Source organism: Mesorhizobium sp. M0571, assembly GCF_040320985.1.
In the GTDB taxonomy this organism is placed as follows: Bacteria; Pseudomonadota; Alphaproteobacteria; order Rhizobiales; family Rhizobiaceae; genus Mesorhizobium.
In genome coordinates this window covers 22,086-41,162 of record NZ_JAMYQT010000017.1, presented here as the reverse complement: position 1 = coordinate 41,162, position 19,077 = coordinate 22,086, and the positions used below count along the sequence as shown (strand labels likewise).

21 protein-coding genes are annotated in these 19,077 nt (G+C 62.1%); 16 read left to right on the top strand and 5 right to left on the bottom strand.

From position 1 onward, the window contains the following. The first annotated feature begins 96 nt into the window (after positions 1 to 96). From NKI85_RS20580 to NKI85_RS20570, 3 genes are all read left to right on the top strand, one after another. Positions 97 to 1,725, top strand: coding sequence for a DNA alkylation response protein (locus NKI85_RS20580; RefSeq protein ID WP_352523521.1), 1,629 nt, complete (start codon positions 97 to 99; stop codon positions 1,723 to 1,725). Between the two features lie 171 nt (positions 1,726 to 1,896). Beyond that, positions 1,897 to 2,451 carry a hypothetical protein gene (locus tag NKI85_RS20575; RefSeq protein WP_352523523.1) on the top strand — a complete coding sequence of 185 codons (555 nt, stop codon included), beginning with the start codon at positions 1,897 to 1,899 and terminating at the stop codon, positions 2,449 to 2,451. Then, on the top strand, positions 2,451 to 2,762 hold the full coding sequence (locus tag NKI85_RS20570; protein ID WP_352523525.1) for a DUF6105 family protein: 312 nt from the start codon (positions 2,451 to 2,453) through the stop codon (positions 2,760 to 2,762). Before NKI85_RS20575 ends, NKI85_RS20570 begins: the two co-directional genes overlap by 1 nt. Here the strand turns inward: NKI85_RS20570 and ruvX are convergent. After that, positions 2,729 to 3,214 (bottom strand): Holliday junction resolvase RuvX, encoded by a 486-nt coding sequence (gene ruvX, locus NKI85_RS20565; protein WP_352523527.1) that lies wholly within the window; start codon positions 3,212 to 3,214, stop codon positions 2,729 to 2,731. The genes NKI85_RS20570 and ruvX overlap by 34 nt on opposite strands. A gap of 117 nt (positions 3,215 to 3,331) precedes the next feature. On the opposite strand from ruvX, the gene NKI85_RS20560 reads away from it, so the two are divergent. The 6 genes from NKI85_RS20560 to NKI85_RS20535 all read left to right on the top strand — a co-directional run bounded on the left by NKI85_RS20560 (position 3,332) and on the right by NKI85_RS20535 (position 7,717). Next, the gene (locus NKI85_RS20560) at positions 3,332 to 4,039 is read left to right on the top strand and encodes a metal-dependent hydrolase (RefSeq protein ID WP_352523529.1); all 708 of its coding nucleotides are present in this window, start codon (positions 3,332 to 3,334) and stop codon (positions 4,037 to 4,039) included. A gap of 23 nt (positions 4,040 to 4,062) precedes the next feature. Continuing rightward, complete coding sequence (locus NKI85_RS20555) at positions 4,063 to 4,479, top strand: hypothetical protein (protein WP_352523531.1); 417 nt, start codon at positions 4,063 to 4,065, stop codon at positions 4,477 to 4,479. A 79-nt stretch (positions 4,480 to 4,558) separates the two neighbouring features. Next, complete coding sequence (gatC, locus tag NKI85_RS20550) at positions 4,559 to 4,846, top strand: Asp-tRNA(Asn)/Glu-tRNA(Gln) amidotransferase subunit GatC (protein WP_352523533.1); 288 nt, start codon at positions 4,559 to 4,561, stop codon at positions 4,844 to 4,846. 7 nt (positions 4,847 to 4,853) lie between these two features. Beyond that, entirely contained in the window at positions 4,854 to 5,312 is a 459-nt protein-coding gene (locus NKI85_RS20545) for a GNAT family N-acetyltransferase (RefSeq protein WP_352523534.1), read from the top strand. Further along, positions 5,312 to 6,877: an amidase gene (locus NKI85_RS20540; RefSeq protein WP_352777690.1), complete on the top strand. Its 1,566-nt coding sequence runs from the start codon at positions 5,312 to 5,314 to the stop codon at positions 6,875 to 6,877. The genes NKI85_RS20545 and NKI85_RS20540 overlap by 1 nt, the downstream gene beginning before the upstream one ends. A gap of 30 nt (positions 6,878 to 6,907) precedes the next feature. Then, positions 6,908 to 7,717 carry a YdcF family protein gene (locus NKI85_RS20535; protein ID WP_352523853.1) on the top strand — a complete coding sequence of 270 codons (810 nt, stop codon included), beginning with the start codon at positions 6,908 to 6,910 and terminating at the stop codon, positions 7,715 to 7,717. Here the strand turns inward: NKI85_RS20535 and NKI85_RS20530 are convergent. Beyond that, positions 7,654 to 8,409 carry a DUF599 domain-containing protein gene (locus NKI85_RS20530; protein ID WP_352523538.1) on the bottom strand — a complete coding sequence of 252 codons (756 nt, stop codon included), beginning with the start codon at positions 8,407 to 8,409 and terminating at the stop codon, positions 7,654 to 7,656. The two genes, NKI85_RS20535 and NKI85_RS20530, sit on opposite strands and share 64 nt — an antisense overlap. Before the next feature lie 171 nt (positions 8,410 to 8,580). On the opposite strand from NKI85_RS20530, the gene NKI85_RS20525 reads away from it, so the two are divergent. The 4 genes from NKI85_RS20525 (at position 8,581) to NKI85_RS20510 (ending at position 12,062) form a co-directional block, all read left to right on the top strand. Beyond that, a complete protein-coding gene (locus NKI85_RS20525; protein ID WP_352523539.1) occupies positions 8,581 to 9,984 on the top strand; it encodes an L-serine ammonia-lyase in 1,404 nt (467 codons plus the stop codon). A gap of 85 nt (positions 9,985 to 10,069) precedes the next feature. Continuing rightward, positions 10,070 to 10,507, top strand: coding sequence for a DUF1489 family protein (locus NKI85_RS20520; protein WP_352777686.1), 438 nt, complete (start codon positions 10,070 to 10,072; stop codon positions 10,505 to 10,507). 125 nt (positions 10,508 to 10,632) lie between these two features. Further along, on the top strand, positions 10,633 to 11,364 hold the full coding sequence (locus NKI85_RS20515) for a vWA domain-containing protein (RefSeq protein ID WP_352523543.1): 732 nt from the start codon (positions 10,633 to 10,635) through the stop codon (positions 11,362 to 11,364). Further along, positions 11,364 to 12,062 (top strand): DnaJ domain-containing protein, encoded by a 699-nt coding sequence (locus NKI85_RS20510; RefSeq protein ID WP_352777684.1) that lies wholly within the window; start codon positions 11,364 to 11,366, stop codon positions 12,060 to 12,062. Before NKI85_RS20515 ends, NKI85_RS20510 begins: the two co-directional genes overlap by 1 nt. A gap of 43 nt (positions 12,063 to 12,105) precedes the next feature. Here the strand turns inward: NKI85_RS20510 and NKI85_RS20505 are convergent, their stop codons facing one another. Beyond that, entirely contained in the window at positions 12,106 to 13,491 is a 1,386-nt protein-coding gene (locus NKI85_RS20505) for an SPOR domain-containing protein (RefSeq protein WP_352777681.1), read from the bottom strand. Positions 13,492 to 13,789: 298 nt separating this feature from the next. Here NKI85_RS20505 and NKI85_RS20500 point away from each other — a divergent pair, with 298 nt between their 5' ends. The 3 genes from NKI85_RS20500 to clpA all read left to right on the top strand — a co-directional run bounded on the left by NKI85_RS20500 (position 13,790) and on the right by clpA (position 17,195). After that, positions 13,790 to 14,119, top strand: coding sequence for a phasin family protein (locus NKI85_RS20500; RefSeq protein WP_023674920.1), 330 nt, complete (start codon positions 13,790 to 13,792; stop codon positions 14,117 to 14,119). Positions 14,120 to 14,393: 274 nt separating this feature from the next. Continuing rightward, positions 14,394 to 14,720 carry an ATP-dependent Clp protease adapter ClpS gene (gene clpS / locus NKI85_RS20495; RefSeq protein WP_023717744.1) on the top strand — a complete coding sequence of 109 codons (327 nt, stop codon included), beginning with the start codon at positions 14,394 to 14,396 and terminating at the stop codon, positions 14,718 to 14,720. A gap of 6 nt (positions 14,721 to 14,726) precedes the next feature. After that, positions 14,727 to 17,195, top strand: a complete 2,469-nt coding sequence (clpA, locus tag NKI85_RS20490; protein ID WP_352523548.1) for an ATP-dependent Clp protease ATP-binding subunit ClpA — start codon at positions 14,727 to 14,729, stop codon at positions 17,193 to 17,195. Positions 17,196 to 17,284: 89 nt separating this feature from the next. Here the strand turns inward: clpA and NKI85_RS20485 are convergent, their stop codons facing one another. Further along, complete coding sequence (locus NKI85_RS20485) at positions 17,285 to 17,716, bottom strand: HIT family protein (RefSeq protein WP_352523550.1); 432 nt, start codon at positions 17,714 to 17,716, stop codon at positions 17,285 to 17,287. Positions 17,717 to 17,834: 118 nt separating this feature from the next. Beyond that, complete coding sequence (locus tag NKI85_RS20480; RefSeq protein ID WP_352777678.1) at positions 17,835 to 19,049, bottom strand: GNAT family N-acetyltransferase; 1,215 nt, start codon at positions 19,047 to 19,049, stop codon at positions 17,835 to 17,837. Positions 19,050 to 19,077 lie beyond the last annotated feature (28 nt).

The window sequence follows — 19,077 nt, the reverse complement described above, 5'->3', positions numbered from 1 at the left end:
TCGGTTCTCCCCGGTATTTTCGTCGCGCGCCGCCGGCCATAGGCTATAAACCGCCTTGGCTTTGGATTCGCAGACTTCAGGTGATAAGGACGAAGCGTGACCGACGACGTGACCAACCAGCCGCCGCCGCTGGCCGGCGGCAACGCCTGGCGGGGCGATCCGTTGCTGATCCAGCTTGCCGAGCGCTTTTCCGATCCGGTGCGCAAGGACGTCGATGGGCTTGGCCGTTTCGTTCTGACGCATGAGGCGCAGGAGTTGGCCCGTCTTGCCAATGTCGAGACGCCGAAGCTCAGGACCCATGACCGCCAGGGTCGGCGCATCGACCAAGTCGAGTTCCACCCAGCCTATCACGCGCTGATGCGTCGCTCGGTTGCCAACGGGCTGCATTCGTCGGTCTGGGAAAACGGTGACGCCGAGATCGGCCGCCGCCACCAGGTGCGCGCGGCGCGCTTTTACCTCACGGCCGAGCTTGAGACTGGGCACCTCTGCCCAATCACCATGACCAGCGCTTCGCTGGCAGCGCTGATGGCCAGCCCAAAGCTGTTTCGCGAATGGGCGCCCCGGGTGACGACGCGCAAATACGATCAAAGCCAAAAGCCGCCGGTCGAAAAGGCCGGGCTGACGCTCGGCATGGGCATGACCGAGAAGCAGGGCGGCACCGATGTCCGTGCCAACATCACCAGGGCGGAGCGCGCCGGCAGCGGTTTTTATCGCCTGACCGGCCACAAATGGTTCATGTCGGCGCCGATGTCGGATGCCTTCCTCGTGCTCGGACAGGCGCCGGAGGGATTGTCGTGCTTTCTCGTTCCCCGCTTGCTTGGCGACGGATCCGGCAACGGCTTCCGCTTTCAGCGTCTGAAGGACAAGCTCGGCAACCGCTCCAATGCGTCCTCCGAGGTAGAATTCGTCAATGCCATCGGCGAGATGGTCGGAGAGCCCGGCGCCGGCGTGAAGACGATCATGGACATGGTGACGCTGACGCGGCTCGATTGTGCCGTCGCCTCGTCGGCGATCATGCGGGCCGGACTGGCCGAGGCCGTCCACCACACGCGTCACCGCCAGGTGTTTGGAACCAATCTGATCGAGCAGCCGCTGATGCAGCGTGTGCTGGCCGACATGGCGCTCGATGTTGCCGCCGCTACCGCGCTGTCGTTCCGGCTGGCGCGCTCCTTCGACGAGGCAGCAGGCGACCGTGGCGAGGCGGCCTTCGCTCGCGCCATGACGCCCGTCGTCAAATACTGGGTCTGCAAGATCGCGCCGCCGCTGCTCTACGAAGCGATGGAGTGCCTCGGCGGCAATGGCTATGTCGAGGAGGGGCCACTCGCCCGCTACTATCGCGAAGCTCCGGTCAACGCGATCTGGGAAGGTTCAGGCAACGTCATGGCGCTCGACGTGCTGCGCGTGCTCGGCCGCGCGCCCGGCCTGTTCGATGATGTGCTGGCCGGCATCGACCGCGATCTCGGCGCAGGCGGACGCGGCACCGTCGGCGTGCTCAAGGCGGCAATGCAGGTCGCGGCAACGGACGAGGGCTCGGCCCGGCTGTTGACGGAGCAATTGGCGCTGTCGGCGGCGGCGGCGGAATTGCGCCGCCTGGGGGCAGGGCGGATCGCCGACGCCTTCGTGGAGACGCGCCTCGCCGGCCAGTGGCGCAACACCTATGGCATGCTCGATTCGCGCCATGACGCGCGGATGATCATCGATACGCTCTATCCGCCGATCAACTGATCAACCAAGGTCGAAGACGGGTTTTTCGCTGCCGCTTTTGCGCGCCCTGTGGATGATCGTTAACCTTAACGAATGGTTTCCATTGCGGCGGCCGGTGGCAAAGCCCAGTGTTATGGTTAAGGTAAGGACTGTTCGGCTTGACCGGCCTTTGCCCTGCGGAGCAGGAGCGTCATGCGGCATATTTTGAGCTCTTTTCTGGCATTGCATTGGGCGGCAGTTTTCGCCCTGCTGGCGTTCATCTGCATCGATGGGAATCGTGGCGTCGCGACGGCACTTGGCGTGCTCGGCGTTCCCGTCCAGGACACTCGGTTTTCCGATCTCGAAAACGCCGTCGTCGTGGCGCCGCTCGCCGTAGCGCTACTTGTCGTCGCGGTGCTGTTCTGCTGGGCCTTTGTTGAAGCACTGACGAGCGACGCGACCAACCCGGACCCCGCCGACAGCGTCGTGCGGATCGCCTTCATCTCCGCCTCGGGCGTGCTGTCGCTGATCGTCATCGGCGGCGCTGCGCAAGGCATCAATGGGCTGTTCATGGTTGTCGCGGTGCAATTAGCGGCCCTTCTGGCGTCCTACGTCGCGATGCTCGCCGAGCGGCGGTCAGCTGTTGCCGCGGCGGCTCCGGGCACCGGCGAAATCCGTGCGGCCGCGCATGTCATGGCCAAGGCAGCGGCGCACAATTCCTCGCTTGCCCGCATTTCCGGCCGGCTGGATTCGAGGGATGACCGCTGATGCGCACCTTGTTCGCACTGTGGGCGGCTCCGCTCCTCCTGTTCTGGGGCTGGTTCTTTCTGTCGCTCAACGACATCAATTTCGGCTACGTCATGCTGAGCCGTCAATTGCATGACCTGGTCTTCCAACTCTATGGGCAGATGCTCGGCGTCGATCCGGCGCTCATTCCTGGCATGGTGGCAAAAGCTTGCGTCTTCGACGGGCTGCTGCTGATGGCGTTCTGGGCATTTCGCCGCCGCAAGGCGATTGGCGGCTGGATCAAGGCAATGCGCAACCGCTATTTCGACCAGGCATCGACGCCGAGCGCCTGAAGCCGGTCGAGAACGCCCTGCAGGATAAAGGCCGCCGCAGCCGAATCGATCTTGCCGGCACGTTTCTTGCGGGAAAAATCCATCTCGATCAGTGTCCGCTCGGCCGCTACCGTCGACAGTCGTTCGTCCCAAAAGACGAAGGGCAGATCGGTCAATCCAGCCATGTTGCGGACGAAAGCGCGGGACTTCTGGGCGCGGGGGCCTTCAGAGCCGTCCATGTTGATGGGGAGGCCGATCACCACGGCGCCGGCATTTTCGTTCTGCAGCAGAGCGAGCAGCACTGCGGCATCGAGCGAGAATTTCCTGCGCATGATGACAGGGCGAGGATGCGCGAAGGACAAGCCGCGGTCGGAAACCGCCACGCCGATCGTCTTGTCGCCGAGATCGAGCCCGGCCAGGGTCTTGCCGCCGTCGAGGCGTGCCGGCAGCTCCTCGATGGTGATGATGCTCAACGGCTTTTCCTTTGCCCACGACGCGGCGCTTCCTATACGCGCAAAGCGTGCCGTGGCACTTTAATTTCGCCGTCGGCGTTCTATCCTCTACCGAGGCAAAAATCGAGGAAAGCATTGATGAAACTGACCTGGTACGGACATTCGGCATTCCGCATCGAAATCGAAGGCGCGAAAATCCTGATCGACCCCTATCTGGTCGGCAATCCGTCATGGACAGGCGGGTGGCAAGGGCCGGCCGAAGGGGTCACGCACGTGTTGCTTACCCACGGTCACAGCGACCACATCAGCGGCGCCGTAGAAGTGCTCAAGAAAAGCAGTGCGATGCTGGTCGCCAATTTCGAGATTTGCATGTACCTGGTCGGCAAAGGCGTCAGTGACAAGCAGATCAACCCCGGCAATATCGGCGGTACCGTCGATTGCGGCGGCTTCACCACCACTTTCGTTCAGGCTCTGCATTCGTCGTCCTTTCCGGGCGAGGGCGGCCAGAACACCTATCTCGGCAATCCGGGCGGGCTAGTCCTGCACTTCCCCGAGGACAAGACGCTCTACCACATGGGCGACACCGACATTTTTTCCGACATGGCACTGATCAACGAGCTGCATGAACCGAAGATCGGCATCGTGCCGATCGGCGACCGTTTCACCATGGGCGGCGCGGTGGCAGCGCTTGCCTGCCAGCGTTTCTTCAAGTTTGAGACGGTCATTCCCGCCCACTTCGGCACATTTCCGATGATCGACCAGACCGCCGACAAGTTCGTGGCCGGGCTGGACGGATCAGGTGTGAAAGTGGCGTTGCCGAAGATCGGCGAGACGATTACGCTGTAAAAACAGTGAGCCGGGATGAAGACATGGGTCTGAGGAATTCTCTTTGCATATCGATGCTGGTTGCCGCGTCGCCGGCGCTGGCCGCGGAGGATTTCATCAAGGGCGTCTATCTGCAATCGGAGGATCTCTGCGCGCAGGCCAAAAAGGATACGCTGCAGACGGTGATCGAGGGCGGCAATATCGTGCTGTCGGCAAACGGACTGGAAAGCATCGAATACAATTGTGAGTTCCTGCAGATCACCAAAGCCACACGCTCGCCAAGCTGGGCCGTGACTGCCATATGCCAGGAGCCGGGCTACGTCTTTCCCGATGTTCTCTCGCTGACACAGATGAGCCCGAAGCAGATCGATCTGGTTTCGGTTCGGCCTGCCGCGGACCAAAGCGAGCAGAGCGGCAACAGCGGCAGCTATTTCCTCTGCGACGGCGTGGCGATGCCATAGGGCAGTTGTCGGCACGATGCATGTTGCGCGGCACGCTCTGCGCCGCTATAGCGCGCACTGGTTTTCCCGAGGCAGAGCTATGTCCGTTGATCTTCAGACCGTGAAGCGCGTCGCGCATCTCGCCCGCATTGCGGTGAGCGAGGAGGACGCAGAACGCATGACCGGCGAATTGAACGCTATTCTGGGTTTTGTCGAGCAGTTGAACGAGGTCGATGTTTCCGGCGTCGAGCCGATGACCTCGGTCACGCCGATGGCAATGAAGAAGCGCCAGGACGTGGTCACCGACGGCGGCAAGGCAGCCGACATCGTCGCCAATGCACCGGCGACCGAAGAGAACTTCTTCCTCGTGCCAAAGGTCGTGGAGTAACAGGCCGATGGCAATCGAGATCGCCGCGGAGACGCCGCTGCAGGACGATGTGCTTGGGCTGGTCGAGGAGCTCAATGCCACGCTGCTGGAGCTGACGCCGCCGGAGCATTGCTACCATTTGACGGTCGAGCAAATGGCCGATCGGGACACGACCGTCTTCATCGCCCGCGATAATGGCCTTGCCATTGGCTGCGGCGCGCTGAAGCGCCATGATGCAGTCGTCGGCGAGCTCAAGCGCATGTATACGCGGCCCTCGCATCGCGGTCGCAAGATCGGCGCGAAGATCGTCGAGCGGATCGAGACGCTGGCACGCGAGGAAGGGCTGAAGCGACTGGTGCTGGAGACGGGCGACCGTCATCCCGCCGCCTGGACCGTCTACGAACGTGCCGGTTTTTCGCGCTGCGGCCCGGTGCTGGATTATCCCGATTCCGAGTGGTCGGTGTTTTACGAAAAGAGCCTTGCCTGATGAGCGACCTGACCCAGCTGACGATTTCGCAGGCCCGCGCCAAGTTGCGCTCCAGGGAGATCACCGCCACCGAAATCACCGAGGCCTATCTATCGGCGATCGAGCGAGCCAATCCGGCGCTCAATGCCTATGTCGTGGTCACCGACGACAAAGCGCGCGACATGGCCAAGGCCTCCGACGCGAAACTGGCCAAGGGCGAGGGCGGGTCGCTCGAGGGTATCCCGCTCGGCATCAAGGATCTGTTCGGCACCGAAGGCGTCCACACTCAGGCCTGCAGCCATGTGCTGGATGGCTTCAAACCGCACTATGAATCGACCGTCACCGCCAATCTGTGGGCGGATGGCGCCGTCATGCTCGGCAAACTCAACATGGACGAATTCGCGATGGGCTCGTCCAACGAGACTTCGTATTACGGGCCCGTCATCAACCCGTGGCGGCGTTCGCGCCTCGACACGGTGGTGATGCCGACGACGCACCAGGGCGAGGGCGGCTTCGTTTCGGCCGGCGGCACCAAGACCGCGCGCACATTGGACAATGCCCAGCTGGTGCCGGGCGGTTCGTCCGGTGGCTCGGCATCAGCCGTCTCTGCCTTCCTATGCGCCGGCGCCACCGCTACAGACACCGGCGGCTCGATCCGCCAGCCCGCTGCCTTCACTGGCACGGTCGGCATCAAGCCGACCTATGGCCGCTGCTCGCGCTGGGGCGTCGTCGCCTTCGCCTCGTCGCTCGACCAGGCCGGGCCGATCGCGCGCGACGTGCGCGATGCCGCGATCCTGTTGAGGTCGATGGCTTCGGTCGACCCGAAGGACACGACCTCCGTCGACCTGCCGGTGCCGGATTACGAGGCGGCGATCGGCCGCCCGATCAAGGGAATGAAGGTCGGCATCCCCAAGGAATATCGTGTCGACGGCATGCCCGAGGAGATCGAGGCGCTGTGGCAAAAAGGCATTGCCTGGCTGAGGGATGCCGGCGCCGAGATCGTCGATATCTCGCTGCCGCACACGAAATACGCGCTGCCAGCCTATTATATCGTAGCGCCCGCCGAAGCCTCGTCCAACCTCGCCCGCTATGACGGCGTCCGTTACGGGTTACGCGTGCCCGGCAAGGACATTGCCGACATGTATGAAAAGACCCGCGCCGCCGGCTTCGGCCGCGAGGTCAAGCGCCGCATCATGATCGGCACCTATGTGCTTTCCGCTGGCTACTACGATGCCTATTATCTGCAGGCGCAGAAGGTTCGCAATCTGATCAAGCGCGACTTCGAGAATGTGTTCGCGGCAGGCGTCGACGTCATCCTGACGCCGGCAACGCCGTCCGCCGCCTTCGGCATCGCCGACGAGGACATGGCCGCCGACCCGGTCAAAATGTATCTCAATGACATCTTTACGGTGACGGTGAACATGGCCGGCCTGCCCGGCATAGCGGTTCCGGCCGGGCTCGACGCCAAGGGGCTGCCGCTCGGCCTGCAGCTTATCGGCCGGCCCTTCGACGAGGAGATGCTGTTCCAGACCGCCCATGTCATCGAACAGGCGGCCGGTACGTTCCAGCCGGAGAAATGGTGGTAGGATCGTTCCTCATCTAGCGGGGTGAGGATGATGTTCTTCTATCTTTCCAAGGTTCTGTGGCTCTTCGTCCAGCCGTTGAATCTCGCGATCATCGTGCTGCTGGCTGGGTTGCTTGCGGCATTGGTCGGGCGCAAGAGGCTGTTTGCCACCGGCAGCGTGCTGGCATTCCTTGTCCTTGCACTCTCGGCGTGGACCTCGCTCGGCGTAGTGATGCTTAATCCGCTCGAGGAGCGTTTCCCCAAGCCACCCCTGCCGGAACGAGTTGACGGCATCATTGTGCTGGGCGGCGGTATGGAGAGCGCCATCAACTTCGTCCGCGGCGGCTATGAACTCAACGCCAGTGGCGATCGAATGGTCGAGGCAGCCGTGCTGGCACGGCGTTTTCCGACAGCGAAGGTCGTCATTTCAGGTGGCCCCATTGCACTGGTCCGCGAAGACGAGGGCGATGCGGCGACAGCTCCACGCCTGTTCACTGCGCTCGGCGTGACGGCCGATCGGCTGGTCCTTGAGGGCAAATCACGCAACACTTACGAGAATGCGGTCTTCACCAAGCAACTGATCACGCCAAAACCGGGCGAAACCTGGCTGCTGGTGACCTCGGCCTTCCACATGCCGCGCGCCAAGGCGCTGTTCGACAAAGCCGGCTTTCCGACGGTTCCGTGGCCGGTCGACTACCGCACCTCCGGCAAGGAAGGCATCGGCCTGTTCCGCACAGATGCCAACGAAGCGCTGCAGACCACAACCATCGCGACCCGTGAATGGATCGGGCTGATTGCCTACTGGCTGTCAGGCCGGATAGACCGGCCTTTTCCGGCGCCGGATGTTGGGCCGGGCGGCTGACCGAGCACTGCTTGTCGCGCCGCGGAGAAAAACTGCCGGCGCACCAGCACCGCCAGGAGCAGCAGCGTCGACAGGACGAACACTGCAGGATCGACGAACCAGCCGAGATAGCCGATCGAGAAGAACACGCCGCGCAGGCCGGAATTGAAATGCTTTCCGGCCAGCATGTTCATGCGCGCCGCACGCCAAACCGCGGTTTCGGTGACAGAGTTGCGAGCCGCTTCGCCATGTGGAATCGGCACCGCGCCGATCAGGATCGAGCAATAATTGAACAGCCGGTAAGCCCAGCCGAACTTGAAGAAGGAATAAGCAAGGATCAGCACCAATCCGAACACCTTCATCTGGAAGGCCGCGCGGGAAGAGGTCGCACCCAACGGCAGATCGCTTAGCACCGCGAGGACCTGGTCGGAGGCGCCAAGCAAGGCAAAACAGCCACCCAGCGCGATCAGCGAACTGGAGGCGAAGAAGGCAGTCCCCTGTTGAAGACCGGCCATGATAGCGGTGTCGACGATGCGGATTTCGCGCTCGGCCATGGTCCGCATCCAGGCTTCGCGTTGGACATTCATCGCCGTCGTCAGCGACATGCGGCTGATCAGCTTTCCGTCTGAGGCGAGCGTATGCAGCACCCACACGGCAAGGAAGAACGCAAGCGCCGCGAGGTCGGCCGTCGACAGATGGAAGGAATCGCCCATGCGTTTGCTTTTACCACAAGCGGAGGGGCCGCTTCGATGGCCGAAGCTGGAATGTCGCTGCCGGAGCAAACAAGGTCGGCAGGCGCAGCGCCGCAATCTTCAAAACAGCGGAAAACATCATGGGAATTCCTATATGTAGACCTCAACAGGGTCCCAGGAGAAAACGCTCACGTGTTCCTTTCGGTTTTCGACCTGTTCAAGATCGGCATCGGCCCATCGAGTTCGCACACGATGGGGCCGATGACGGCTGCGCGGCGGTTTCTCGACGAGATTGCGGGAGACGACTGGCCGCGCCCGGCTGGCGCCAAGGTAGACCGGATCGCGGCCAGCCTGCATGGCTCGCTCGCCTATACCGGCATCGGCCACGGCTCCGACCGTGCCGTGGTGCTCGGCCTTGCCGGCCAAACGCCGCAGACGGTGGATCCTGACCAGGCGGACGGCATCGTCGCTCGCATCACCGCCGAGAAGCGGATTTCGCCGCTCGGCCATCCGTCCTATCGTTTTGACCCGGCAACGGATCTGGTGCTGGATCGCAAGACGCCGCTGCCGGGTCACGCCAATGGGATGGCCTTCTCTGCCTATGATGCTGGCGACCGGTTGCTGCTCAAGCGCATCTATTATTCGATCGGCGGCGGCTTCGTGGTTTCGGAGGAAGAGCTGCAGCGGATGAAGGCAAGGGGCTCGGCGACAACCGAAGGCAAGAAGGTTCCATATCCGTTCAAGAACGCCGTCGAAATGCTGTCGATGGCGGCGAAAAGCGGCCTTTCCATTGCCGAGATGAAGCGCGTCAACGAGGAAACGCAGATGTCGCGCGAGGAGCTCGACGCTGGCCTCGACGACATCTGGAGCGCCATGAAGAGCTGCATCGAGCGCGGCCTGTCGAAAGACGGCATAATGCCGGGCGGACTGAAGGTTCGCCGTCGCGCGCGGATGCTGCACGACAAGCTGCAGGAGCAGTGGCAGCAGAACCGGCCCAACCCACTGCTCGCCAATGACTGGCTGTCGATCTATGCCATGGCGGTCAATGAGGAGAACGCTGCCGGCGGCCGCGTTGTCACCGCGCCGACCAATGGGGCGGCAGGCACATTGCCAGCGGTGCTGCGCTACTGGCTGCATTTCCATCCGGAAGCCGACCAGCCGAGCATCCGCGATTTCCTGCTGACCGCGGCGGCGGTCGGCGGCATCATCAAGACCAATGCCTCGATCTCGGGCGCCGAAGTCGGCTGCCAGGGCGAGGTCGGTTCGGCTTCGGCAATGGCTGCGGCGGGATTGTGCGCCGTCATGGGCGGTACGCCCGAGCAGGTCGAGAACGCCGCCGAGATCGCGCTGGAACATCATCTCGGCATGACCTGCGACCCTGTCGGCGGGCTGGTGCAGGTGCCGTGCATCGAGCGCAATGCGCTTGGCGCCGTCAAGGCGGTGACCGCCGCTTCGCTGGCCATCAAGGGCGATGGTGTTCATTTCGTGCCGCTCGATGCGGCGATCGAGACCATGCGCCAAACCGGCCTCGATATGAACGAAAAATACAAGGAAACCAGCCTTGGCGGATTGGCCGTCAATGTCGTGGAGTGCTGAGCGCCAATCTGGCGGCCATGACCACCACTGTGGAGAAGTCGATCAAGCCGTTGACGGGTTCGTGTGCTGGACTAAACCTTAGACGATGCCTCTCAATCTCATAAAGCTTTGCGTCGGCTGTGACAGCGTCGAGGATCTGGAAGAGTGGATCGCCTTCCGCCTCGACGAGCGGCGCCGCGCCGGCGAACCGGCCGAGCACTACCACACCACCCGCATGGTGCCGACGCGCGGTGCCGAGATTACCGACGGCGGCTCGCTCTACTGGGTGATCAAGGGCAATGTCCAATGCCGCCAGCTGATCACCGAAATCCGGCCCTTCACCGATGACGACGGCATCGGCCGTTGCCATCTGATCCTCGATCCCGAGGTCGTGCGCACCGACTGGCAACCGCGCCGTGCATTCCAAGGCTGGCGCTACCTGAAGCCGGCGGACGCGCCGGCCGATCTCGGCAAGGGCAAAGCCGGGCTGGTCGAGATGCCGCCGAAGCTCAGGCGTGAGCTTGCCGATCTCGGCCTGCTCTGACACCAAGAACCGCAACGCCAAGAGCACCGGCCGAAGCGTTTGTCCGCAGTTGCCATCATCACCGGTCCTCCAGGTCGCCTTATCTGGGCTTGCAAGCCGGGGAACAACGCCACATCTTGAATGTCATGAGCGACAAGAAGCAGCCCGTGCCTGCAAAGGCCAATCCTGCGCCGGTCGAGTCCCAATCGAGCACCAGCGAGATCGAGGCCTTTCTCCGTCAGGCAAGGACGCTCGCTGCATCGGCAACGGGTTCAGGCAGGCTGATCCTTTCCCTCGACGCGACGATGAGCCGCCAGCCGACTTGGGATCTCGCCTGTGCGCTGCAGGCCGAGATGTTCGACGCCGTCGGCAAGGCTGGGGCGCTCAAGGTTCAACTGGTCTATTTTCGCGGCCTTGGCGAGTGCCGCTCATCCGCATTCGTCACCGATACCGAAGCTCTGAAGCAGCTGATGACGCGGATCGACTGCCGCAGCGGCCACACCCAGATCGGCAAGGTGCTCGCCCATGCGCTGAAACAGACGGCGGCGGCGAAGGTCAACGCGCTGGTCTATATCGGCGATGCGATGGAAGAAAATATAGACGATCTGGCGGAAAAGGCCGGCAGCCTAGGCCTGCACGGCGTTCCTGTCTTCGTCTTTCAGGAAGGCCATGATGCCGATGCAGAAAAGGCGTTCAAGGAAATTGCGCGGCTGTCCAAAGGAGCCTGGTTCCGGTTTGATCGGCGGGCTGCCGCGACCTTGGCCGGCCTGCTTTCGTCCGTCGCCGTTTTTGCGACCGGCGGGCTGAAAGCATTGGAGGCCCGGGGCAGGCCGGAGGACCGGCTGATGATCGAGCATCTGCGGGGCGGCGGAAACTGATGGGCGCGATTATCGCTTTTGTAGCATTGCTCCTGGTGCTTCTCGGCATGCTCACCGTCTTCCTGCGCGCCGACCCGGCGAAGCTTGCAGGCGGCATGAGGACGCTTGGACCCGTGCTGCTCGGGCTGGTTGGCGTCGCCGTGCTGCTGGTCGGGCGCGAGGGCATCGGCGGCTTGATCCTGTCGGCCGCGCTCGCCTGGTACGGCTCCATGCGCATGAATCGGCCGGCGGCAAAACTGGCACCAGGCAAGCGTTCGACGGTGCGTACTGCGGCGCTTGAGATGGAACTCGATCACGATACCGGCGGCCTCGAAGGCCTCGTGTTGGCCGGGCGCCATGAAGGCAAGATGCTTGGCTCGATGGGGCTTGCCGAATTGCAGCAACTCTATCGCGAGCTCGCCGGCGATCCGGAGAGCCGCCAATTGCTAGAGACGTATCTTGACGGCAGATTTCCCATCTGGCGCAAAGACGCTGATGCGAATGGTGGCGAAGGGCTGGGTGTTGCGCCAAGTTCGGGCGCCATGACTAAGGAGGAGGCCTACAAGATCCTTGGTCTTGAAGCGGGGGCTGCCGCGGCGGATGTCCGCAAGGCGCACCGCCGCCTGATGCAGCGCCTGCACCCCGATATCGGTGGCACGTCTTTCCTGGCGGCGCGGATCAACGAAGCCAAGGACGTCTTGCTCTCCAATCACAACTAGTCTCCTTCGACGCAGAACTTTCGGGAAGGTATCTTTCGCGCCCTTACTGCCGGACGGCGTAGCACTCGATTTTCTTCTTTTTCAAAGCGTTACAGGCTTTCCAGGCGGCGGTCTTCGAACCGAAACCACCGAACCGGGCGCGGTAATAGGTGACGCCGTCCTTGTCGAAGGCGACGGTGAAACCAGCGGCATCAGCTAGAACGGAGGGCGCCTCCTTCGTCGTCTTGTCGAGGAAAGCCTTCGCTTCTGACTGTTTTGGAGAAGAGGCGACCTGTATTGCCCAGCCGGATGGCACCGACGCCGTATTGACGGGATCGACCGCCGCCGGTTCGGCATAGGCCGCGACGACCCGAGCCGTCGCGATATCGTCCGCTGTCGCCACGGTCGCTGTCTTGACCTTCTTGGTCTGAACGACGGGAGTGGTTTCTTCAACGCCGGGCGCATTTTCCTCGACAAGAGAGGCAACGGCATCGTCGTCCGGCTTACTGTCCGGCGTCGGCGCGTCATGCTTCGGCAGAAACACCTTGGCCAGGGCTGAAATCGGATTGCCGCCGCCGGCCTTGGCAATCAACATGCCGCCGCCGCGCGACGACGCCTTCGGCATGTAGGCATTGATCAATCCCGCCATCTGGCTGTCGCGGCTGCCGCCGGACCTGCCGCCCATGACCACCGCTACGATGCGCCGATCGCCATCCGAGACCGAGGAGACCAGATTGTAACCGGAGGCCCGGGTATAACCGGTCTTGATGCCGTCGACGCCCTTGATGCGTCCGAGCAGACGGTTATGGCCGTTGATGCGCTGCCGTCCGTAAAGAAACGAGCGCTGCGAGAAATAGCCGTAATATTGCGGAAAATGCTCTCTCAGGGCGATACCGAGCAGCGCCATGTCGCGCGCCGTCGTGAACTGGCCGGGATCAGGCAAGCCGTTGGCGTTGCGGAAAACGGTTCCCCTCATGCCGAGCGCCCGCGCCTTGGCCGTCATCATGCGGGCGAAATTAGCCTCATTGCCGCCGAGCATCTCGCCAAGCGCCGTTGCGGAATCGTTTGCCGATTTGGTCACCATCGACAGGATGGCGGTCTCGACCGTGACCGAGCCGCCCCGCTTGACGCCGAGCTTCGTCGGCGGTTCGGCAGCGGCATTGGCCGAGAACACGACCGGGGAATTCCTGCTGATCCTGCCGTTCGCCAATGCCTCGAAGGTCAGATAGAGCGTCATCATCTTGGTAAGCGAGGCCGGATAGCGCCGGCCATCGGCATCCGACGAATAAAGCACCTTGCCGGTCTTGGCATCGATGACGATGGCCGCCGACTTGGCCGCCATGGATGAGGCTGCGTCCGCGACGACGAAGGTCATCGCCATAGCGAGCATCATGATCGTTTTGAGGGGGGACGCGGATTTGGAAACGAAGCCCGACAACGCCTTACGCACTGATAGTTCCTTTGAATTTCCGTTGCCTTGGAGGCGGCAAAGGGTCCTGCCTCACCTCGGGCCACGCTAACGCGGGCAGCGTTACCAATCCGTTTATGGTAACCGCCGCGTTCACCATTTTCTGCGGGATTGAGCTTTTCTTTATTCGAATCTTAGCGATTGCCGGCAGCTCACGGTGCGCATTGCCGCGGAAATCTTGACTTTTGTGCATTGCACAATATAATTACATGCATTGCACAACGCGGCCCGGACAAGGCGCGTCCATCGTCCAAGGTAACCGTTCAAGGGAATGCGTGAAATGACCCAGACCTATGAAGATTTCAGCAAATACGGCAAGGAATTTGCCGACACCGGATTGAAGAGCTTCGCGTCGCTGTCCAAGGGTGCGCAGGCCATCGCCGCCGAGGCGGGCGAGTACACAAAGAAAAGCTTCGAGGCCGGCAGCGCCGCTGTCGAGAAGCTCTTTTCCGCCAAGTCGCTGGACAAGGCGATCGAAATCCAGTCCGACTACGCCAAGCAGTCCTATGAGAGTTTCGTCACCGAGGCCACCAAGCTCGGCGATCTCTATGCCGAGCTCGCCAAGGAAGCCTACAAGCCGTTCGAATCGATTGTCGCCAAGGCGAAGTAAATTCGACGAACGTTCCGAGCCGGCCCTTGGGCCTGCAAAGACAAACCCGGTCGCGAAGGCGCGGCCGGGTTTTTTCATGCCAACCCGAAATCGGGGGCCTTGCAGTCTTCACGATTTGAAAAATCGGTCAAGTTGGCCACCTAGCCATATTGTCAGCTAAACAGAAGGGCTTAAAATCGTTCATCGAGCACCTACATGTCGAGCATGCATGAGGATTCGAAAGAGGCAGGACTACGTGACTACAGGTTTGACTGCCACGAGCTACGTGGTGCGAATGCAAAACGGCAGCAACGGCAATGAGGCCGGTCGCGGCACGGCCGTCATCACGCGTACAAAAACCAAGACCAAGAAGCCCAGTCTGTATCGGGTCCTCATCCTTAACGACGACTACACACCCATGGAGTTCGTGGTCCACGTGCTGGAGCGTTTTTTCCAGAAGGACCGCGAAGCCGCCACACGCATAATGCTTCATGTTCACAATCATGGGGTGGGCGAGTGCGGGGTCTATACATTCGAGGTGGCCGAGACCAAAGTGTCTCAGGTCATGGATTTCGCCCGACAGAATCAGCATCCGCTGCAATGCGTGATGGAGAAGAAGTGAGGTAACATGCCGGCTTTCTCCCAAGGCCTGGAAAAGGCGCTTCACCAAGCGCTGACGCTCGCCAATGAGCGGCACCATGAATATGCAACCCTTGAACATTTGCTGCTCGCCCTGATCGACGACACCGAGGCGGCCGCCGTCATGCGTGCCTGCAACGTCGATCTCGACGAGTTGAAGCATACGGTTCTCACCTATATCGATACCGAGCTCGACAATCTCGTCACCGGCTACGACGAGGACTCCAAGCCGACTGCCGGTTTCCAGCGCGTCATCCAGCGCGCGGTGATCCATGTGCAGTCGTCAGGCCGCGAGGAAGTGTCCGGCGCCAATGTGCTCGTTGCCATCTTCGCCGAGCGCGAGAGCCATGCCGCCTATTTCCTGCAGGAACAGCAGATGACCCGCTATGACGCGGTCAACTACATCTCGCATGGCATCGCCAAGCGCCCCGGCGCTTCCGAGACGCGGACGCCGCGCGGCGCCGACGACGAGCAAGGCAGCCAGAGCGGGGCCGAGCCGCAAGAAGAAGGCGGCAAGAAGAAGCAGCAACAGGATGCGCTGACCGCCTATTGCGTCAACCTGAACAACAAGGCCAAGGCCGGCAAGATCGATCCGCTGATCGGTCGCGAGAGCGAGATCAACCGAACCATCCAGGTGCTGTGCCGCCGCTCCAAGAACAACCCGCTCTATGTCGGCGATCCCGGCGTCGGCAAGACGGCGATCGCCGAAGGCCTCGCCAAGCGCATCGTCGAGGGCGACGTTCCCGAAGTGCTGCACAATGCCACCATCTTCGCGCTCGACATGGGCACGCTGCTGGCCGGCACCCGCTATCGCGGCGATTTCGAGGAGCGGCTGAAGCAGGTCGTCAAGGAGCTCGAGGACTATCCGGGCGCCGTGCTGTTCATCGATGAGATCCATACCGTGATCGGGGCAGGGGCAACCTCCGGCGGCGCCATGGATGCGTCGAACCTGTTGAAGCCCGCGCTGTCGTCCGGCGCCATCCGCTGCATCGGCTCGACCACCTACAAGGAGTTCCGGCAGTTCTTCGAGAAGGACCGCGCGCTGGTGCGGCGCTTCCAGAAGATCGACGTAAACGAGCCGACCGTCGAGGATGCCATCGAGATCATGAAGGGCCTCAAGCCCTATTTCGAGGAGTTCCACAAGGTTCGCTACACGAGCGAGGCGATCAAGGCTTCGGTCGAACTCTCGGCGCGCTACATCAACGACCGCAAGCTGCCGGACAAGGCGATCGACGTGATCGACGAGACCGGCGCCTCGCAGATGCTGGTGCCGGAAGCCAAGCGCAAGAAGACCATCGGCATCAAGGAGATCGAAGCCACGATCGCCACCATGGCGCGCATCCCGCCGAAGACGGTTTCCGCCGACGACGAGAAGGTGCTGCAAGGCCTCGACATCGAGCTGAAGCGCGTCGTCTACGGCCAGGACACCGCGATCACCGCGCTGACCTCGGCGATCAAGCTGGCGCGGGCCGGCCTGCGCGAACCGGAAAAGCCGATCGGCTCGTACCTGTTCTCGGGCCCGACTGGCGTCGGCAAGACCGAGGTCGCCAAGCAGCTTGCCGCCTCGCTCGGCGTGGAGCTGATCCGCTTCGATATGTCGGAATATATGGAACGCCACACCGTTTCGCGGCTGATCGGCGCGCCTCCCGGCTATGTCGGCTTCGACCAGGGCGGCCTTCTGACCGACGGCGTCGACCAGCATCCGCATTGCGTGCTGTTGCTGGACGAAGTCGAGAAGGCGCATCCGGATCTGTTCAACATCCTGTTGCAGGTCATGGACCACGGCAAGCTGACCGACCATAACGGCAAGCAGATCGACTTCCGCAACGTCATCCTGATCATGACCACCAATGCGGGCGCATCCGATGCGCAGCGCGCGGCGATCGGTTTCGGTTCGACCAAGCGTGAAGGCGACGATGTCGAAGCGATCAACCGGCTGTTCACGCCGGAGTTCCGCAACCGTCTCGATGCGATCATTCCGTTCGGCTCGTTGCCGATACCGGTCATCCATCAGGTGGTACAGAAGTTCGTCATGCAGCTGGAAGCGCAACTTTCCGAGCGCGGCGTGACGTTCGACCTGTCGCAGGAGGCAATCGCCTGGCTGGCCGACAAGGGCTATGACGAGCGCATGGGCGCCCGGCCACTTGGCCGTGTCATCCAGGAGCACATCAAGAAGCCGCTGGCCGACGAGGTGCTGTTCGGCAAGCTCAAGAAGGGCGGCACGGTGCGTGTCACCGTCGAGAAGAAGGAAACCGGCGAGACCGGCCTGAAGCTCGAATCGCTCGCCGACGAGGCGCCCGTCAAGCCGAAGAAAGAAGAACCGGACGACGCGCCGAAGAGCAAGAAGGCTGTGGCGAAAAAGCCCGCCGCGAAAAAGGCGGTGGCGCAGAAGCCGGAGCCTAAGGGCAAGGATGGCGGCAAGCGCAGCCTGGTGCCGCAACTGCCGCGTAAGAACTAACGAACCTGCAAGTCAAAAAAGCCCCGGAAACGGGGCTTTTTTCATGAAGCGATAGAGCGCCGGCAGCTGCCGAGCGGCTTCGCGCCAGCTCAGTCTGCCAGCGCCGTCCGTATCTTGCCGGCGTTCTCGGCCAGGACTTCAGGCTTTTCCATCTGTCCGCTGTGCGGCTTCAAGGCAATGCCCTCGAAGCGCGGAATGACGTGGACGTGGAGGTGGAAGACGGTCTGGCCCGAAGCTGGTTCGTTGAACTGCATGACTGTGACGCCATCGGCATCGAAGGCCTTCTTTACCGCCCGCGCAACTTTCTGGACGTGAGCGAAGAGCGGGCCAAGCACTGCCGGATCCGCGTCGAGCAGGTTGCGCGACGGCGCTTTCGGCACCACCAGCGTGTGACCCGGTCCTTGCGGCATCACATCCATGAAGACGATGACTGCATCATCCTCGTAGACCCGGTGCGAAGGGATTTCTCCGCGCAGAATTTTTGCGAAGATGTTGCTGCTGTCGTAGGTTGCTTCGGCCATGGCGCGCACTCCGGTTCTTGGCTCGCTATCTCGTGTAGCGAAGCCGTTCCGGGCGGGCAAGACGATCGGTTGAGATCGGCCATGCCGGCCCGCGGCTGAGCGATTGGGACTTGCTACTCTACTCAGCCAGGTCCTTGCGGAACGGGGTATGCTCTTCCAGATATTCGCTCATCCGCTCGACTTCGTGGCGCTCGCGTTTGAGGTAATCGGCCACTGCATTGCGCAGACCGGGATGGGCGATGTAGTGCGCTGAATGCATCGTCACCGGCCGGTAGCCGCGCGCCAGCTTGTGCTCGCCTTGCGCACCGGCTTCAACCACCCTCAGCTTGCGCGAGATGGCAAAATCGATCGCCTGATGATAGCAGACCTCGAAATGCAGGAAGGGGTGGTCCTCGATGCAGCCCCAATTGCGGCCGTAGAGCGCGTCGGAACCGATGAAGTTGATGGCGCCGGCAATGTAGCGTCCGTTACGCTTGGCCATTACCAGCAGGACATCGTCCGCCATGCGTTCGCCGATCATGGAGAAGAAATCGCGGTTGAGGTAGGGCCGGCCCCATTTCCTGCTGCCAGTATCCATGTAGAACGCGAAAAAGTCGTCCCAGGCCTTTTCAGTCAGATCCTTACCGGTCAGCCAGTCGATCGAGATGTCGTCGGCGAGCGCCTCGCGCCGCTCTTTTTTCATCGCCTTGCGCTTGCGCGAGGCCAATGTCCCGAGAAAATCGTCGTAGCTCGAAAAGCCTTCGTTGAAGAAGTGAAACTGCTGGTCGGTACGATGCAGGAAGCCGGCTGCCGCCAATATCTGGACATCATCCTCCGGCGCGAAGGTGACATGCGCGGAAGAAACGCCGCGCTTATCCGTCACCGCCTTCAGGCCGGCCGCAAGGCCGGCTTTGACGGTGTGGCTGTCCTCGCCCTTGCCGACCAGCAGGCGAGGGCCGGTGACGGGCGTGAACGGCACCGCGCATTGCAGTTTCGGGTAGTAGCGCCCGCCGGCGCGTTCGAACGCGTCCGACCAGCCATGGTCGAACACATATTCGCCCTGGCTGTGCGACTTCAGATAGCAGGGGACCGCACCGAGCAGCTTGCCTTGCGCGGTTTCCAGCCTGAGATGATGACCCTGCCAGCCGGTGCGTCGAACGGCGCAGCCGGAATCTTCCAGCGCGCTCAAAAAAGCGAATGAAACAAGCGGGTTGTAGGCGTTTTCTGCATCGCTCCGCGTAGTGCCACCGAGGCTGTCCCATTCGGTGCGAGTGAAGGCGCCGATGCCCGCGGCGATGCGGATCGACAGCTCCGCGTTCGCCGTTTGTCTTTCGCAGTCGTCCCCTTGATCCATGAGGCTTACTTAAGCTCGCTGCGGACCC

Excerpts from the sequence above, each read along its gene's own strand:
- NKI85_RS20530 (WP_352523538.1), bottom strand. The coding sequence starts at position 8,409 with ATGGGCGATTCCTTCCATCTGTCGACGGCCGACCTCGCGGCGCTTGCG.
- NKI85_RS20575 (WP_352523523.1), top strand. The coding sequence starts at position 1,897 with ATGCGGCATATTTTGAGCTCTTTTCTGGCATTGCATTGGGCGGCAGTT.
- NKI85_RS20500 (WP_023674920.1), top strand. The coding sequence starts at position 13,790 with ATGACCCAGACCTATGAAGATTTCAGCAAATACGGCAAGGAATTTGCC.
- NKI85_RS20545 (WP_352523534.1), top strand. The coding sequence starts at position 4,854 with ATGGCAATCGAGATCGCCGCGGAGACGCCGCTGCAGGACGATGTGCTT.
- gatC (WP_352523533.1), top strand. The coding sequence starts at position 4,559 with ATGTCCGTTGATCTTCAGACCGTGAAGCGCGTCGCGCATCTCGCCCGC.
- NKI85_RS20515 (WP_352523543.1), top strand. The coding sequence starts at position 10,633 with ATGAGCGACAAGAAGCAGCCCGTGCCTGCAAAGGCCAATCCTGCGCCG.
- clpA (WP_352523548.1), top strand. The coding sequence starts at position 14,727 with ATGCCGGCTTTCTCCCAAGGCCTGGAAAAGGCGCTTCACCAAGCGCTG.
- NKI85_RS20480 (WP_352777678.1), bottom strand. The coding sequence starts at position 19,049 with ATGGATCAAGGGGACGACTGCGAAAGACAAACGGCGAACGCGGAGCTG.
- NKI85_RS20510 (WP_352777684.1), top strand. The coding sequence starts at position 11,364 with ATGGGCGCGATTATCGCTTTTGTAGCATTGCTCCTGGTGCTTCTCGGC.
- NKI85_RS20540 (WP_352777690.1), top strand. The coding sequence starts at position 5,312 with ATGAGCGACCTGACCCAGCTGACGATTTCGCAGGCCCGCGCCAAGTTG.
- clpS (WP_023717744.1), top strand. The coding sequence starts at position 14,394 with ATGCAAAACGGCAGCAACGGCAATGAGGCCGGTCGCGGCACGGCCGTC.
- NKI85_RS20535 (WP_352523853.1), top strand. The coding sequence starts at position 6,908 with ATGTTCTTCTATCTTTCCAAGGTTCTGTGGCTCTTCGTCCAGCCGTTG.
- NKI85_RS20520 (WP_352777686.1), top strand. The coding sequence starts at position 10,070 with ATGCCTCTCAATCTCATAAAGCTTTGCGTCGGCTGTGACAGCGTCGAG.
- NKI85_RS20560 (WP_352523529.1), top strand. The coding sequence starts at position 3,332 with ATGAAACTGACCTGGTACGGACATTCGGCATTCCGCATCGAAATCGAA.
- NKI85_RS20485 (WP_352523550.1), bottom strand. The coding sequence starts at position 17,716 with ATGGCCGAAGCAACCTACGACAGCAGCAACATCTTCGCAAAAATTCTG.
- NKI85_RS20555 (WP_352523531.1), top strand. The coding sequence starts at position 4,063 with ATGGGTCTGAGGAATTCTCTTTGCATATCGATGCTGGTTGCCGCGTCG.
- NKI85_RS20570 (WP_352523525.1), top strand. The coding sequence starts at position 2,451 with ATGCGCACCTTGTTCGCACTGTGGGCGGCTCCGCTCCTCCTGTTCTGG.